At 50.5% G+C, this 16987-nt stretch carries 14 protein-coding genes; 3 read left to right on the top strand and 11 right to left on the bottom strand.

The window, feature by feature from the left end; all coding sequences use genetic code 11:
* Positions 1-38: 38 nt before the first annotated feature.
* The 3 genes from O3682_RS03770 (at position 39) to znuD (ending at position 4536) form a co-directional block, all read left to right on the top strand.
* Positions 39-1448 carry a leucyl aminopeptidase gene (locus tag O3682_RS03770; RefSeq protein WP_371508524.1) on the top strand — a complete coding sequence of 470 codons (1410 nt, stop codon included), beginning with the start codon at positions 39-41 and terminating at the stop codon, positions 1446-1448.
* 100 nt (positions 1449-1548) lie between these two features.
* Positions 1549-2031, top strand: coding sequence for a cupin domain-containing protein (locus tag O3682_RS03765; RefSeq protein WP_371508522.1), 483 nt, complete (start codon positions 1549-1551; stop codon positions 2029-2031).
* 216 nt (positions 2032-2247) lie between these two features.
* Entirely contained in the window at positions 2248-4536 is a 2289-nt protein-coding gene (znuD, locus tag O3682_RS03760; RefSeq protein WP_371508520.1) for a TonB-dependent zinc receptor ZnuD, read from the top strand.
* Positions 4537-4620: 84 nt separating this feature from the next.
* On the opposite strand, the gene O3682_RS03755 is transcribed toward znuD, so the two are convergent.
* From O3682_RS03755 to gltA, 11 genes are all read right to left on the bottom strand, one after another.
* Positions 4621-5451, bottom strand: a complete 831-nt coding sequence (locus tag O3682_RS03755) for a phosphatidylserine decarboxylase (protein WP_371508518.1) — start codon at positions 5449-5451, stop codon at positions 4621-4623.
* 225 nt (positions 5452-5676) lie between these two features.
* Positions 5677-5943 (bottom strand): hypothetical protein, encoded by a 267-nt coding sequence (locus O3682_RS03750; RefSeq protein WP_371508516.1) that lies wholly within the window; start codon positions 5941-5943, stop codon positions 5677-5679.
* On the bottom strand, positions 5924-6331 hold the full coding sequence (locus O3682_RS03745; protein WP_049330957.1) for a phage holin family protein: 408 nt from the start codon (positions 6329-6331) through the stop codon (positions 5924-5926). Before O3682_RS03745 ends, O3682_RS03750 begins: the two co-directional genes overlap by 20 nt.
* Before the next feature lie 109 nt (positions 6332-6440).
* Positions 6441-6875 carry an ElaB/YgaM/YqjD family protein gene (locus O3682_RS03740; protein ID WP_371508515.1) on the bottom strand — a complete coding sequence of 145 codons (435 nt, stop codon included), beginning with the start codon at positions 6873-6875 and terminating at the stop codon, positions 6441-6443.
* A gap of 193 nt (positions 6876-7068) precedes the next feature.
* Complete coding sequence (sucD, locus tag O3682_RS03735) at positions 7069-7959, bottom strand: succinate--CoA ligase subunit alpha (protein WP_002244992.1); 891 nt, start codon at positions 7957-7959, stop codon at positions 7069-7071.
* A gap of 10 nt (positions 7960-7969) precedes the next feature.
* Positions 7970-9136, bottom strand: coding sequence for an ADP-forming succinate--CoA ligase subunit beta (gene sucC / locus O3682_RS03730; protein WP_003675098.1), 1167 nt, complete (start codon positions 9134-9136; stop codon positions 7970-7972).
* 71 nt (positions 9137-9207) lie between these two features.
* Positions 9208-9495: a hypothetical protein gene (locus tag O3682_RS03725; RefSeq protein ID WP_371508511.1), complete on the bottom strand. Its 288-nt coding sequence runs from the start codon at positions 9493-9495 to the stop codon at positions 9208-9210.
* A 123-nt stretch (positions 9496-9618) separates the two neighbouring features.
* Positions 9619-11052: a dihydrolipoyl dehydrogenase gene (gene lpdA / locus O3682_RS03720; RefSeq protein ID WP_371508509.1), complete on the bottom strand. Its 1434-nt coding sequence runs from the start codon at positions 11050-11052 to the stop codon at positions 9619-9621.
* Between the two features lie 257 nt (positions 11053-11309).
* Positions 11310-12491 (bottom strand): 2-oxoglutarate dehydrogenase complex dihydrolipoyllysine-residue succinyltransferase, encoded by a 1182-nt coding sequence (gene odhB, locus O3682_RS03715; RefSeq protein WP_002217383.1) that lies wholly within the window; start codon positions 12489-12491, stop codon positions 11310-11312.
* Positions 12492-12590: 99 nt separating this feature from the next.
* Entirely contained in the window at positions 12591-15419 is a 2829-nt protein-coding gene (locus O3682_RS03710; protein WP_371508508.1) for a 2-oxoglutarate dehydrogenase E1 component, read from the bottom strand.
* A 209-nt stretch (positions 15420-15628) separates the two neighbouring features.
* The gene (gltA, locus tag O3682_RS03705; protein ID WP_371508507.1) at positions 15629-16912 is read right to left on the bottom strand and encodes a citrate synthase; all 1284 of its coding nucleotides are present in this window, start codon (positions 16910-16912) and stop codon (positions 15629-15631) included.
* Positions 16913-16987: the final 75 nt, after the last annotated feature.

Raw genomic sequence — 16987 nt, 5'->3', positions numbered from 1 at the left:
CTGAACAACCGACAACCGTTCCAATCAGGAGAATAAACGTGAAATTTAGCACAAAAGCCGAAACTTTGCAGGCTCAACAGGCAGGTGCGCAATTATTTGTCTGCGCCGAAGCATCTCAACTGAGCAACCCGACTGCCCTCGCCCTCTTCTCCTCCCTTGAAGAAGGTCAAAATTTCGCCGACACCAAAATCCCGACGGACAACGGTTTGCAGGCAGTTGCCGTCGTCCGCCTCGAAAAAACCGACCGCGCCGCGCTGAACAAAGCTGCTGCCGAAGCCGCCAAATGGGCGCAAAATCAGGAAACGGTCAATGCGGACACCCATGCCTTCGATGAAGCGCAAGCTGCTGCCGTAGCCGAAGCCTTCGCCATCGCGTTCGGCAACGCTGCCTACCGTTTCGACCGCTACAAAAAAGAAGCCAAGCCTGCCAAATTCTCGCAAGCCGTGTTCCACACCGCACACGAAGCCGCCGTCGAAGAAGCCCTGCGCGTTGCCGAAGCGCAAGTTTACGGTCAAAGCCTCTGCCGCGACTTGGGTAATGCCGCACCCAACGAATGCACGCCTGAATTCCTCGCGCGTACCGCCAAAGCCGAAGCCGAAAAATTGGGCGCACACGCCAAAATCATTGAAAAAGACTACATCAAAGAAAACATGGGTTCGTTCTGGTCTGTCGCCAAAGGCAGTGTCGAAGATCCATATTTGGTCGAACTGAGCTATTTTGGTGCGGCCGACAAAGAAGCCGCGCCTGTGGTATTGGTCGGCAAAGGCATTACCTTCGATACCGGCGGCATTTCCCTCAAACCCGGCCTGAACATGGACGAAATGAAGTTTGACATGTGCGGCGCGGCAACCGTCATCAGCACCTTCTGCGCCGCCGTCAAACTGCAACTGCCGATCAACCTGATTGCTATCGTCGCCACCTGCGAAAACATGCCTTCCGGCGCGGCCAACAAACCTGGCGACGTCGTGAAAAGCATGAAAGGCTTGACCATCGAAGTGTTGAACACCGATGCCGAAGGTCGTCTGATTTTGTGCGACGCGCTCACTTACGCCGAGCAGTTCAAGCCCAAAGCCGTCATCGACGTCGCCACTCTGACCGGCGCGTGCATCATCGCCCTGGGTCATGACGTCAGCGGCGTGATGGGCAACAATCAAGATTTGGTCGACAGCCTGCTGGCCGCTTCCCGCAACGTGGACGACAAAGCATGGCAACTGCCGCTCTTTGAGACCTACAAAGACCAACTCAAATCTAACTTTGCCGACATTCCAAACATTGGTACGCCGGGTGCAGGCACGATTACCGCCGCAACATTCCTGTCTTACTTCACCGAAGACTATCCATGGGCACACCTCGACATCGCAGGTACCGCATGGAAATCCGGCGGTGAAAAAGGCGCGACCGGCCGCCCTGTTCCTTTATTGCTGAACTATCTGCGCAATGTGAAATAAATCTTGGGGGAAGCCTGCGGGGTTACACATTTCAACCCCGCAGGCCGTCTGAAAACGGAATCCGCATTATCTGACTCAACCTGACAAACGGAGAACCACCATGAAACCACTATTTGCCGCATTATCTGTCGCCCTTCTACTCGGCACATCCATAAGCGCCCAAGCCGCCGAACAAACCACCCCCACCGACCGCAGCATCCAAGTGTACAAAAAAGCCGACTTAGCAGAATGGAACCGCGAAAACGCAGCCGGAGGCCAAGGCCCCTTGCTCGGCAACTTTGCCTTCACGCGCCATCAAACCGCCGACCAAGACGCATTCAAAGAAATCGGCTGGCTCACATTACCGCCGGGCGCTTCCATCGGCCAACACAAACATACCGGCAATGAAGACGTTTATATCATCGTATCCGGCAAAGGCCTGTTTACCGATAGCAAAGGCAAACAAACCGAAGTCGGCGCCGGCGACATTACCATCGCCCGCCCCGGCCAGTCCCACGCACTCAAAAACATCGGCAAAAAGCCGTTGGTATTCTTGGATTTGATTGCCGAGACCGCTGGCGCTAAAGCCGCCGAAACCAAGTAATGCTTTCAATGAAAGCAAACAATCTGCCATGACTTTCTGCCTTACCCAAACCAGGCAGCAGAGAGATTGTTCCGTTTTCATTTAAACCTACATACAAGCTAAAGGACGTCTGAAAACCACGCTTCGTTTTCAGACGTCCTTTTTTCTCAAAAATCTTATCATATATAATGAAATGTTATATAATAACAGTCTTTCGAAATATGATGAGAAACTAAAATGACACAAACCACACTCAAACCCATTGTTTTATCTATTCTTTTAATCAGCACCCCCATCCTCTCCCAAGCGCATGAAACCGAGCAGTCGGTTGACTTGGAAGAGGTTACCATCGTCGGCAAAAGCCGTCCACGCGCGACTTCGGGGCTGCTGCACACTTCGACCGCCTCCGACAAAATCATCTCCGGCGATACCTTGCGCCAAAAAGCCGTCAACTTGGGCGATGCTTTGGACGGCGTACCGGGCATTCATGCCTCGCAATACGGCGGCGGCGCGTCTGCTCCCGTCATTCGTGGTCAAACAGGCAGACGGATTAAAGTGTTGAACCATCACGGCGAAACGGGTGACATGGCGGACTTCTCGCCCGACCATGCCTTAATGGTGGACAGCGCCTTGTCGCAACAGGTCGAAATCCTGCGCGGCCCAGTTACGCTCTTGTACAGCTCAGGCAATGTGGCCGGTTTGGTCGATGTTGCCGATGGCAGAATCCCCGAAAAAATGCCTGAAAACGGCGTATCGGGCGAAGCCGGATTGCGTTTGAGCAGCGGCAACTTGGAAAAACTGACATCCGCAGGCATCAATATCGGCTTGGGCAACCACTTCGTGCTACATACCGAAGGCTTGTACCGCAAATCGGGCGATTACGCCGTACCGCGCTATCAAAAAGAAGAAGGCCGTCTGAAACGACTGCCCGACAGCCATGCCGATTCAAAAACAGGCAGCATCGGCCTGTCTTGGGTTGGGGATAAAGGTTTTCTCGGTGTAGCGTACAGCGACCGTCGAGACCGCTACGGCCTGCCTGCCCACAGCCATCTCTACGACGACTGCCACGCCGACATCATCTGGCAGAAAAGTTTGATTAACAAACGCTATTTGCAGCTTTATCCGCACCTATTGACCGAAGAAGACGTCGATTACGACAATCCGGGCTTGAGCTGCGGCTTTCACGACGACGATAATGCACACGCCCATGCCCACAACGGCAAACCTTGGATAGACCTGCGCAACAAACGCTACGAACTCCGCGCCGAATGGAAGCAGCCATTCCCCGGTTTTGAAGCCCTGCGCGTACACCTGAACCGCAACGACTACCACCACGACGAAAAAGCGGGCGACGTGGTGGAAAACTTCTTCAACAATAAAACACACAACGCCCGTATCGAGTTGCGCCACCAACCCATAGGCCGTCTGAAAGGCAGCTGGGGTGTGCAATATTTGGGACAAAAATCCAGCGCACTTTCCGCCATTCCCGAAACCGTCCAACAACCGATGCTGATTGACAACAATGTGCGCCATTACAGCTTTTTCGGTGTAGAACAGGCAAACTGGGACAACTTCACGCTTGAAGGCGGCGTACGCGTGGAAAAACAAAAAGCCTCCATCCAGTACGACAAAGCATTGATTGATCGAGAAAACTACTACAACCAACCCCTACCCGACCTCGGCGCACACCGCCAAACCGCCCGCTCGTTCGCACTTTCGGGCAACTGGTATTTCACGCCACAACACAAACTCAGCCTGACCGCCTCCCATCAGGAACGCCTGCCGTCAACTCAAGAGCTGTACGCACACGGCAAACACGTTGCCACCAACACCTTTGAAGTCGGCAACAAACACCTCAACAAAGAGCGTTCCAACAATATCGAACTCGCGCTGGGCTACGAAGGCGACCGCTGGCAATACAATCTGGCGCTCTACCGCAACCGCTTCGGCAACTACATTTACGCCCAAACCTTAAACGACGGACGCGGCCCTAAATCCATCGAAGACGACAGCGAAATGAAGCTCGTGCGCTACAATCAATCCGGTGCCGACTTCTACGGTGCTGAAGGAGAAATCTACTTCAAACCGACACCGCGCTACCGCATCGGCGTTTCCGGCGACTATGTACGAGGCCGTCTGAAAAACCTGCCGTCCCTACCCGGCAGGGAAGATGCCTACGGCAACCGTCCTTTCATCGCACAGGACGACCAAAACGCCCCTCGTGTTCCGGCTGCGCGCCTCGGCTTCCACCTGAAAGCCTCGCTGACCGACCGTATCGATGCCAATTTGGACTACTACCGCGTGTTCGCCCAAAACAAACTCGCCCGCTACGAAACACGCACGCCCGGACACCATATGCTCAACCTCGGCGCAAACTACCGCCGCAATACGCGCTATGGCGAGTGGAATTGGTATGTCAAAGCCGACAACCTGCTCAACCAATCCGTTTACGCCCACAGCAGCTTCCTCTCTGATACGCCGCAAATGGGCCGCAGCTTTACCGGCGGTGTAAACGTGAAGTTTTAAAATCGGATAGGCAAACAAAAAAGGTTTTCAGACGGCCGTCTGAAAACCTTTTTCTTGTTTTAACCAATCATTTAAAACTGACTATTAATCTTTCAACACATCTTGCACAGCCGCTTCAATCTTAGCCGCCGCCGCTTCAATTTGCTGCTGTTCGGTAGATTGGCTTGCCACTGTTTCAACCGGAGTCGCTTGAGAAGCCGGAGCAGCTTGTGAAACTGGCGCGGCTTGTGGAGCTGCGGCTTTAGGCTCAGATTCAGTTTGCGGCGCAGTCAGCGGCAAACGCGCCAATACAGTGCTGACGCCGGTAACTTTATCGCCAATCGCCACTTGCGCCTGCGCATCGACAGGCAGATACATATCCACGCGCGAGCCAAAGCGGATAAAGCCATAACGTTCGCCGCGAGACAGTTTTGCACCTGCTTGGGTGTAGCACAAAATACGGCGCGCCACCAAACCGGCCACTTGAACAAAAGTAATTTCACGACCAGAAGCCGTAGTCGCCAAAACCGCATTACGTTCATTTTCCGTGCTGGCTTTGTCCAAATCCGCATTCACGAATTTGCCTTTGTTATAGACCACTTTCGTTACCGTACAATCGGCAGGCGATTTTTGCGAATGCACGTTGAACACGTTCATAAAAATACTAATTTTCAAAGCATCGACATCACGATACGGATCGCGTGCGCGCTCAACCACCACGATACGGCCGTCAACCGGGCTCAACACCGCTTCAGGATTTTGCGGAATCTCACGCGCAGGGTCGCGGAAAAACTGCAGAGCAAATACGGTAAACACCCAAAACGGCAAAGACCACCAGCCGCAACACATCGACACCAGCAGGCTCAAAGCCAAACCGCCGCCGATAATCGGCCAGCCCTCACGGGCGATAATCGGGTGGGGATACAAACGGTTCATCACTTATCCTTCATTTAATAATTTCAAAATTGCCGCCATTATATCTGAAACTCCAAACATTGAGGCCGTCTGAAATGTTCAGACGGCCGGTGTCTTTTGTAAAAAATACTCAACATAGATAAAGTTTCAGTTTCGGCAACACAATGACGCAGCGTCCTCAACCAGCGGCTCACACGAGCCAACAACTCGCCGCAAATATCATTTAGACCAAACCACTGCCCTCGATTATCTCGACAAACCCAGTATGACCGCCAACACCAGCCAAATCCAATGCCGACGGCGTGATGTAGAGAACAAAGAGCGTTGAGACAGCAAACGCGTTTGGCTCAACTGATACGCCACATCTGCGAGCTTAATCAACTGATTGCCCTGTCGTATTTTGCTTTCTTCCGCTTTACGCAGTTTCAAATTTTCCGCTTCAATCCTCAGCCGCACCAGCTTGGCTTCTAAAAGCAGCAGCTCGCGCGCTTCTTCATACTCCTGTCGCTTCATCGTCCGTATCCTTGTCTATCTCACCGCGTAAATACGCAATATCCGATCGAATATCCTGCAAGGTTTCAGCCACACGACTGCCCTGCTCCCGATAATCTGCCGATACTTTGCGGAACAATACAGCAATAATCAACAGGCTTACAAAGAAAATGCCGAAAAATACCCACAAAGCGGCCACATCTGACAGCACGCGGTTCAAGCCGAACAGCAAACCGACCAAGCCCACCATCAACAGCGCGCCGGACAACACCAGCCAAATCGCCAAACGAAACACATTCTCCGCCTGACGCGTCAAATCCAAGCTCAATACCTGCAAACGCAACAGCAGCAAATCCGCGCCCTGATTCAACAAAGCCTTGCCATGTTCAAAACGCTGGCGAATTCCCATCTCGATTATCCTTTTTCTCAGGAACAATAAGGCTAAGGCCGTCTGCACGGCGCAATGAAATCCACGATTTCATGTGCACGCCTGTTCAGACGGCCTTAACATATTCACATTAACGGCGGTTCAACAACACACCGACAACCAAACCGGCCAATGCGGCAAAACCCATCGCATAGTATGGTTTTTCATGCACCACTTCATCAGCGTGTTTGGCACCGCGTTTCAAACGCGCACCTGCATCGGCTTCAAATTCGGCAAAACGCTCTTTGCCTTCTTTAAAACGTTCCTGAGCCGCTTCTTCAAACTGCTCGTATTTTTCACGCGCACGCTCGGCATGATGGCGCAAACGCTCACCGGCCTCTTCTTCAAAACGGTTCAAACGCTCTTTGGCCACAGCCAATTTCTCTTCCAATTTGGCTCGGGCTTTGCTGCCCTCTTCCGAACCGGCTTCAACACCATTGCGGTACAATTCTTCCACATCATCCATTACTTCTCGGATGTCTTTCAGCAAAGCCTCGCGACGTGCCTCAAAATCGTGTTTTTTCATGGTTTTCTCCTTGATATAGGTTGATATGGTTACAGATTGTTCATCTGTTAATAATATTATAACCATTTATTTCCAAATAAACGTTAATTTAAATTAAATTAAGTGCTTATTCTGAAAACAACCCAATGGAATTTAAAAAAGGCCGTCTGAAGACTTCAGACGGCCTTTTCAATTCAGTTTAAAGACTTAAGTCTTATGCCAAACCTTTTGCTTTCAACACTTCCAGCATGGTAGTGCCCAACTCGGCAGGGCTGCGGGTGTAAGCGATACCGGCTTTTTCAAAAGCGGCGAATTTTTCTTCGGCAGTACCTTTACCACCGGAGATAATCGCACCGGCGTGGCCCATACGTTTGCCTTTAGGAGCGGTAACACCTGCGATGTAACCTACAACAGGTTTGGTTACGTTGGATTGGATGTATTCGGCTGCTTCTTCTTCCGCAGTACCACCGATTTCACCGATCATGATGATGGCGTCGGTATCTGGGTCTTCTTGGAAGAGTTTCAGTGCGTCGATTTGGTTCATGCCAGGAATCGGGTCGCCGCCGATACCGATACAGGTTGATTGACCCAAGCCCAGTTTGGTGGTTTGTGCCACAGCTTCGTAAGTCAATGTACCGGAACGGGAAATAATACCGATGCGGCCCGGAGTGTGGATGTGGCCCGGCATAATACCGATTTTGCACTCACCCGGAGTAATCACGCCCGGGCAGTTAGGGCCGACCAAGCGGGTACCGTTGCCGTTGGTTTCCAAGTAACGTTTGGCTTTGAGCATGTCCAAAGTAGGCACGCCTTCGGTAATCACAACGACCAAGCCTACGCCTGAATCAACGGCTTCAACGATAGAATCCAAAACAAACGGAGCTGGAACATAAATTACAGATGCGTCAGCGCCGGTTTCTTTAACGGCTTCTTTCATGGTGTTGAATACAGGCAGGTCCAGGTGGGTTTGACCACCTTTGCCTGGGGTAACGCCGCCGACAACTTTAGTGCCGTAAGCCAGAGCTTGTTCGGAGTGGAAAGTACCGTTTTTACCAGTGAAACCTTGAACCAATACTTTGGTGTCTTTATTAATCAATACGCTCATTCTTTTCTCCTTAGGCGTTTACGGCTGCAACAATTTTTTCGGCTGCGTCATTCAGGCCGTCTGCAGAAGTCAGTTTCAGACCTGATTCGTTCAGGATTTTTGCGCCGAGTTCGGCGTTGTTACCTTCCAAACGAACAACGACAGGAACGTTGACGTTGATTTCTTTAACGGCTGCCACGATGGCTTCCGCAATCATGTCGCAACGTACGATACCGCCGAAGATGTTGATCAATACGCCTTTAACGGATTTGTCTTCCAAAATCAGTTTGAACGCTTCAACCACGCGGTCTTTGGTTGCGCCGCCGCCAACGTCCAAGAAGTTGGCAGGTTGGCCGCCTTTGAGTTTGATAATGTCCATAGTGGCCATCGCCAAACCGGCACCGTTAACCATACAGCCGATGTTGCCTTCCAGGGCAACATAGTTCAGGTCGAATTCAGAAGCTTTCAGCTCACGCTCGTTTTCTTGAGATTTGTCGCGCAATTCAGCGATTTTTGGCAGGCGGTAGAGCGCGTTGCTGTCGATACCGATTTTGCCGTCCACGCAAGCCAGCGCGCCGTTTTCGCGAACTGCCAATGGGTTTACTTCAAACAGGGCGAAGTCGTTTTCGATAAACGCTTTGTACGCGCCGGTCATCAGTTTGACGAACTCGTTGATTTGTTTGTCTTTCAAGCCCAGTTGGAAGGCAACTTCGCGAGCTTGACAAGGTTGCAGGCCAACCAGCGGATCAACGGTTACTTTGAAGATTTTTTCTGGAGTTTCGGCAGCAACTTTTTCGATTTCCACGCCACCTTCGGTAGAAGCCATGAATGTAACGCGGCGGGTAGAACGGTCAACCACTGCGCCCAAGTACAGCTCGGTTTGAACCGGATACATATCTTCGCAAACCAAAACGCTGTTGACAGGTTGGCCGTTGGCATCGGTTTGGTAAGTTACCAAGTTGGTGCCAATCAGGCTTTCAGCCACTTCTTTAGCTTCTTCGCGGCTTTTAACGACTTTTACGCCGCCCGCTTTACCGCGGCCGCCAGCGTGTACTTGTGCTTTGACAACAGCGAATTTGCCGCCCAATTTGTCGTAAGCTGCAGCGGCTTCTTCGCCGTTGTGTGCCAAAATACCGCCTTGTACGGGCAAACCGTAGCTAGCCAGCAGTTCTTTAGCCTGATACTCGTGTAAATTCATGGATTTCTCCTTAAGGTGAGTGGGTTTTAGGAATCGCCCTGCGGCCAATCCCATATTTTCAGACGGCCCTACTATTTACTGAAGGGCAACCATATCCGCGCCAGCAGATACATGGTTGCACCGCCTCCCCCGAGAATAAAAAAGACGATGCCTTTTTTACGCGAATTCGGGCAGAGCAGATAAACGGCAAGGCTGAAACTGATAAACAACAATGCCACGCGCCAAACCAATTCTTTATCTTTGAAACGGTTGAGCGTATAAGTTTCGGTCATCATCACATACATCTGCCACAATGCGGCCATACACATGCTGATGATGCCCATCGGTATAAAGAAAATACCGACTATTTCTTTGTTCATAATGAATGTAATGCTGTTTGTTTGCCTGACGAAATTATAAATCAGAAAACGAAGCTCTCGAAACATTCAATTTCTCGAAGGTCTTAAAGCCGTCTGAAAAGTTTCAGACGGCTTTAATGTCTATCAACCGTGCAAAGCGCGTTTGTCGGCCGCCAATGCAGCTTCGTGAACCACTTCGGACAAGGTTGGGTGGGCATGGATAATGCGGGCGATGTCTTCGCTGCTGGCGAAGAATTCGAGCGCAGTCACGCCTTCGGTAACCAATTCGCTGACAACCGGGCCAATCATGTGTACGCCCAAGATACGGTCGGTTTTTGCATCTGCCAATACTTTAACCGTACCTTTGGCTTTGCCCATGGCCAATGCGCGACCGTTTGCGCCGAAACCTGAAGTACCTTTTTTGTACTCCACGCCTTCGGCTTTGAGTTGCTCTTCGGTTTTACCCACCCAAGCGATTTCAGGGTCGGTGTAAATCACGAACGGTACGTTGTTGAAGTCGATATGCGGTTTTTGACCGGCAATGCGCTCGGCAACGGCAACACCTTCGTCACTGGCTTTGTGTGCCAACATCGGGCCGCGAACCACGTCGCCGATTGCCCATACGTTAGGCAGGTTGGTACGGCATTCGCCGTCTACTTTGATAAAGCCGCGCTCGTCTTTTTCCAAGCCTACGGCCTCTGCGTTCAGGCCTTTGGTGTTTGGAATACGGCCGATGGCAACGATCAGTTTGTCGAATACTTCGGTTTTGGCTTCGCCGGCAGCAGTTTCGTAAGCAACGGAAACGCCTTTGCCTTCAGATTTGATGTCGCCGATTTTCACGCCCAATTCAATGCTTAAGCCTTGCTCTTTGGTGAAGTATTTGAAGGCTTCTTTGGCGATTTGTTGGTCTGCGGCAGCCAGGAAGGTCGGCGCGGCTTCAAGAATGGTAACTTCTGAACCCACGCGGTTCCATACGGAACCCATTTCCAAACCAATCACGCCGGAACCGATTACACCGAGTTTGGCAGGCACTTCGGTCAGGTTCAATGCGCCTTCGTTGTCCAATACGTTCACATTGTCGATAGCGACTTGTGGCAGCGGACGCGGTACGGAACCGGTGGCTACGATGACGTGTTTGGCTTCGATAACGGTTTTCTCGCCTTTGTTATCGACTTCGATTTGGTAAGCATCGCCATTTTTACCGGCAAAGGAAGCAGTACCGAACAGACTGGTTACTTTGTTTTTTTGGAACAGGAATTTCACGCCGCCGGTCAGTTTGGTTACGATGGCATCTTTGCGCTCAATCATTTTGGCCGCGTCGAATTTTACGTCGCCGACAGTGATACCGTGTTCGGCAAACTCGTGTTGCGCAGCGTGGAAATGTTCGCTGGATTGCAACAGGGCTTTGGAAGGGATACAGCCTACGTTCAAGCAAGTACCGCCCAAGGCAGGGGCATTGCCTGCTTTGTTAACGCCTGCGTCAACGCAAGCGGTTTTGAAACCCAGTTGCGCGGCACGGATGGCGGCAACGTATCCGCCCGGGCCTGCACCAATCACTACTACATCATATTGAGACATCGTGTCATCCTTTGCTTTAGCAGTATCTCAAAATAAAAACGATACTTTTGTTTCTTTTTTATTTTGAATGACTGCGTTTTGATGGTTTTAAGAAAAGGCCGTCTGAAAGTCCATATCTGCCGATTCATTCGAATCAAATGTTTCAGACGGCCTCAATCGTTCGTTGAGCCTATTGTAGCACGATACTACATTACGCTACATCTAAATAAAAATTCAGACGGCCTTTTCATTAACAAATAAAAGGCCGTCTGAAACGATTACAGATCCAACAACAGGCGGGCTGGGTCTTCCAACGCGTCTTTAATGGCTACCAAGGTCAATACAGCTTCGCGGCCGTCGATGATACGGTGGTCGTAAGACAGAGCCAGATACATCATTGGACGGACAACAACTTGACCGTTTTCAACCACAGCGCGCTCTTTAGTGGCGTGCATACCCAAAATCGCAGATTGAGGCGGGTTGATGATCGGGGTGGACATCATAGAACCGAAAGTACCGCCGTTGGTAATACTGAATGTACCGCCGGTCAGATCTTCGATAGCGATTTTGCCGTCTTTTGCTTTTTTCGCGTAATCAACAATTGCTTGTTCGATGTCGGCAATGCTCATTTGGTCGGCATCGCGCAGGATTGGTACAACCAAACCGCGTGGGCTGCCAATTGCGATACCGATGTCGAAGTAGCCGTGGTATACGATGTCTTTGCCGTCAACAGAAGCATTCACAACCGGGTATTTTTTCAGAGCTGCAACAGCGGCTTTAACGAAGAAGGACATAAAGCCCAGTTTTACGCCGTGTTCTTTCTCGAATTTTTCTTTGTACTTCGCACGCAAGTCCATGATTGGTTTCATGTTGACTTCGTTGAATGTAGTCAGAATGGCGTTTTCTTGTTGAGAAGCCAAGAGGCGTTCTGCAACACGGGCACGCAGGCGGCTCATTGGTACGCGTTCTTCAGGACGTGCGCCGGCAGGAAGTGCAACAGCAGGAGCAGCGGCTGCGGCAGGTTTGGCAGCGGCATTTTGTACGTCTTCTTTCAATACGCGACCGTCACGACCGGAACCTTGCAATGCGTTTACGTCAACACCGGTCTCGGCAGCCAGTTTGGCGGCAGCAGGCATAGCGGCGTTGTTTTGTGCAGCAGCAGGAGCGGCAGCTGGAGCTGCTTCGGCAGGAGCGGCGGCTGGGGCTTCAGCAGCGGCAGTAGCAGCGGTATCGATGCGCGCCAAAACTTGGTCGGCAACAACGGTTTCACCGTCTTGCGCTACGATTTCAACCAATACGCCGGCTTGTGGAGAAGGTACTTCCAAAACCACTTTGTCAGTTTCGATATCGATCAAGATTTCGTCACGGGCAACTGCTTCGCCAACTTTTTTCTTCCATTCCAAGAGCGTGCCTTCAGATACGCTTTCAGACAGCATAGGTACTTTTACATCAATAATCATTTTGTGTCTCCAATGGCCCTTTCAGACGGCCTGTTGTGTGTTTTTAATTCTGCATATGGGCATTCCGCCTGAGCAGACTCAGACGGAATGCTACTTGATTTACAATGCCAAAGCGTCTTCAACCAATTGTTTCAATTGAGCAATGTGTTTGCTTGAGTAGCCCACTGCAGGCGATGCGCTGCTTGGACGACCGGCATAAGACAGTTTTTGCTCTTCGCTGATAACGTCTTCGATGCGGTGGCGGATTTGGTAGAACGCGCCTTGGTTTTTCGGCTCTTCTTGTGCCCAAACCACAGATTTTGCGTTCGGATATTTCGCCAGTTCAGCTTTAACCTCGTCGTATGGGAACGGATACAGCTGCTCAACGCGGACGATAGCAACATCATCTTCCAGTTTACGCTCGGCACGGCCAGCTTCCAAGTCATAGTAAACCTGACCGGCACACAATACCACGCGTTTCACGCTATCGTTGCTTGCGCGTTCGGCGGTATCGCCGATAACCGGACGGAAAGTCGAACCTTCGGTGAAGTTTTCCAGCGGGCTCATTGCACCTTTGAAGCGCAACAGGCGTTTGGACATGAAAATCACCAGCGGTTTACGGTATGAACCCAAGACTTGGCGTTGCAAGAGGTGGAACATTTGCGACGCTTCAGACGGCATGATGACTTGCATATTGTTCTCGGAACACAGTTGCAACCAACGTTCTACGCGTGCAGAAGAGTGCTCAGGGCCTTGACCGTCGTAGCCGTGCGGCAGGATGGTGGTCAGGCCGCACAAACGACCCCATTTGGTTTCACCTGAAGACAGAAATTGGTCAATAGTCACTTGCGCGCCGTTGGCGAAGTCACCGAATTGAGCTTCCCAAATGGTCAGCTTGTCAGGTGCGGAGCAGGCAAAGCCGTACTCGAACGCCATCACGGCTTCTTCGTTCAAGATAGAGTCGATAACCAGGAACTCGCCCAAGCCTTCGCCCATGTTACGCAGAGGAACATAAGTACCGTCGTCCCATTTTTCGCGTTTTTGATCGTGCAGAACGGCATGACGGTGTGAGAATGTACCGCGGCCGGAGTCCTCACCGGAGATACGCACGCCATGACCTTTGGTCAGCAGGCTTGCGTATGCGAGGGTTTCGGCCATACCCCAGTCGATGGCTTGTTTTCCGGATGCCATGGCTTTACGCGCTTCAATCACACGTTTTGCAGTCGGATGCAGGGCAAAGCCTTCCGGTACGGCAGTAAATTTCTCGGTAAGACGCTCAATATCTGCGGCAGGCAAACCGGTTTCGATGTGTTCGCGCCAATCTTTACCTTGGTATTTACTCCAGTCGATTTGTGTGCGTTGGAAGTTGCTCAAAGTTGTTTGTTCAACATGTTCGCCTTTGTCCAAAGCATCGCGGTAAGCTTGGATGTAACCGTCAGCCTCAGCTTGAGTTACCACGCCTTCAGCAATCAGTTGCTCGGTGTACAAAGCACGCGCACCTGGGTGTTGCGATACTTTTTTGTACATCATCGGTTGGGTCAAGGTCGGATCATCGCCCTCGTTGTGGCCCCATTTACGGTAGCAGACAACGTCGATCACGATGTCTTTATGGAATTTTTTGCGGTAATCCAAAGCGGCTTGGATAGCAAAGCAAACGCGTTCAGGGTCATCGCCGTTCACGTGGATAACCGGAGCGGAAACCATTTTCGCGATATCGGTACAGTATACGGTAGAACGGGTATCGCGGGTATCGGAAGTCGTAAAGCCGATTTGGTTGTTGATCACGATGTGAACAGTACCGCCGGTGGTATAACCACGTGTTTTAGATAGGTTGAATGTTGCTTGGTTAACACCCAAACCGATAAATGCGGAGTCACCATGAATCAATACCGGCAAGACTTTATCGCGGCCGTTTTCGCCCAAACGTTTTTGTTTGGCGCGCGCAGAACCTTCCACTACTGGGTTAACAATTTCCAAGTGTGACGGGTTAAATGCCAAAGAAACGTGCATTGGGCCATGCGGAGTGGCGATGTCGGAGCTGAAGCCCATGTGGTATTTCACGTCGCCGCTAGGCAATTTGATTTCGGCACGGCCTTCAAATTCGGCAAACAGATCAGCCGGTTTTTTGCCCAAAATGTTAACCAAAACATTCAGACGGCCACGGTGTGCCATACCGATGATGACTTCTTCCACGCCGTCTTTACCAGCGTTTTGAATCAGGTAATTCAAACCGGCAATCGCGCTTTCACCGCCTTCTACACCAAAGCGTTTTTGACCGACATATTTGGTATGCAGGTAGCGTTCCAGAGTTTCGGCAGCAGTCATTTCTTTCAAGATACGGCGTTTTTGTTCAACGTTGTAGCTTGGCGTAGACAGTACGCTTTCAAAATAATTGCGAACCCAGCGGCGCTCTTCGGTATTTGGGATGTAGATATACTCTACCGCAATATGGCCGCAGTAGGTTTGTTTGAGGTTGCTGATGATTTGGGACAGAGGCAGTTTGCTCTGACCGGAAAAATCGCCCTCGCCCATATTGAACTGAAGCGCCATATCGGCATCTGACAGACCGTGAAATTTAGGATCGAGAGCTTCGATATTTTGAGGAGGAATACGTTTGAGCGGATCAAGTTGGGCTGCACCCACGCCTTGGATACGATAGGCAGAAATCAGTCGCAAAACGCTGACTTGCTTTTTCATCATTGCCTCATCCACACCGCCTGCGACGGCTGCGGCAATTTTCTTTTTAGCCAAAGTGGCAAATGATTCACGAATCGGTGTATGGGCAACATCGACAGCGACTGCGCCCGGCTGTTTACTCAAATCGGTAAAGTACTGTTTCCATTTTTCATCGACAGATTCCGGATTATCCAGAAACTTTTCATACAACTCCTCGATGTATGGCGCATTAGAACCAAACAGATAAGAGAAATTGAGTTTTTCGTCCATCATGGCGTGAGCTCTTTTCTTTAAAATATAAACAAAGGGTAGAATCCCGTGTTCTCCGAACGGAATTCAGGCCGTCTGAAATGACACTTTATTCTACCCTATTTCAAATCAAATTACCTGCTATCAACTTAATTAATTACGACCAACCTCATTGAAAACGGCAATTCGATTTTTTCAAACGACTTTTCAACAATATATTAATGTATTGTCTATTAGCGTTTATCTACCGGAACGTAATCGCGACGCTCTGCACCGGTATACAGTTGACGTGGGCGGCCGATTTTCAGTGCCGGATCGCTAATCATTTCATGCCAATGAGAAATCCAACCTACACTGCGCGACAATGCGAAGATAACGGTAAACATTTCAGTTGGAATGCCCAATGCGGACAAGACGATACCGGAGTAGAAATCGACGTTTGGATACAGCTTGCGTTCAACAAAGAATGGATCTTTCAGTGCGATTTGTTCCAATTCCATCGCCAGCTTGAATTTAGGACTGTCTTCCAAGCCCAATTCTTTCAAGACTTCATAACAGGTTTCGCGCATGATGCTGGCTCGTGGGTCCATATTGCGGTATACGCGGTGACCGAAGCCCATCAGACGGTATTTACGTTGTTTCACACCTTCCATGTATGCGGCAACATTAGATACATCGCCGATTTCGTCCAGCATCTTCAACACAGCTTCGTTTGCACCGCCGTGTGAAGCACCCCACAGACAGGCAATACCGGCAGCGATACAGGCAAATGGATTTGCACCAGAAGAGCCGGCCAAACGTACGGTCGAAGTAGAGGCGTTTTGCTCGTGGTCGGCATGCAAAATAAAGATGCGGTCGAGCGCGCGAGCCAATACTGGATTAGGTTTGTATTCTTCACACGGTGTGGCAAACATCATGTGCAAGAAGTTTTCAGCATAGGTAAGGTTATTTTTTGGATAATTGAACGGCAAACCGTTGGAATAACGGTAACACATTGCCGCAATGGTCGGAATTTTGGAGATTAAGCGGTAAATCGCGATTTTGCGGTGTTCAGGATTGGTAATATCCAAGCTGTCTTGATAAAACGCAGACAGAGCGCCAACCACGCCAACCATCATCGCCATCGGGTGTGCATCGCGACGGAATCCGCGGAAGAACCAAGTCAACTGTTCATGCAGCATAGTATGGCGACCAACTGTGGCATCAAATTCTTTTTTCTGTTCAGGGGTAGGCAGTTCGCCGTAAATCAACAGGTAGCAAACTTCCAAGTAATCAGATTTTTCGGCCAGCTGCTCGATAGGATAACCACGGTAATACAACAGACCTTCATCGCCATCAATATAAGTGATTTTAGATTCGCAACTTGCAGTTGAAACGAATCCGGGGTCGAAGGAAAACAGACCTGTATTTTTAGTCAAAGTACGGATATCAACCACATCATGGCCGATACTTGCTTCCAATACTGGCAGTTCCAAGGTCTCTTGATTTGGGGTGGTGAGCTTGACTGATTTAGACATTCTTAAACTCCTTTGTAAGTTGGGGCTTTCGTTGCCGCCCAAGCGGCACGGTCCTTTTTTTCAGACGGCCTCAGT

Origin of the sequence: Neisseria sp. 27098_8_112 (genome assembly GCF_041433235.1) — a bacterium.
Classification (GTDB): Bacteria; Pseudomonadota; Gammaproteobacteria; order Burkholderiales; family Neisseriaceae; genus Neisseria.
Note: the sequence above shows the minus strand (reverse complement) of the source record. Positions and strands in the feature narration are given on the sequence as shown.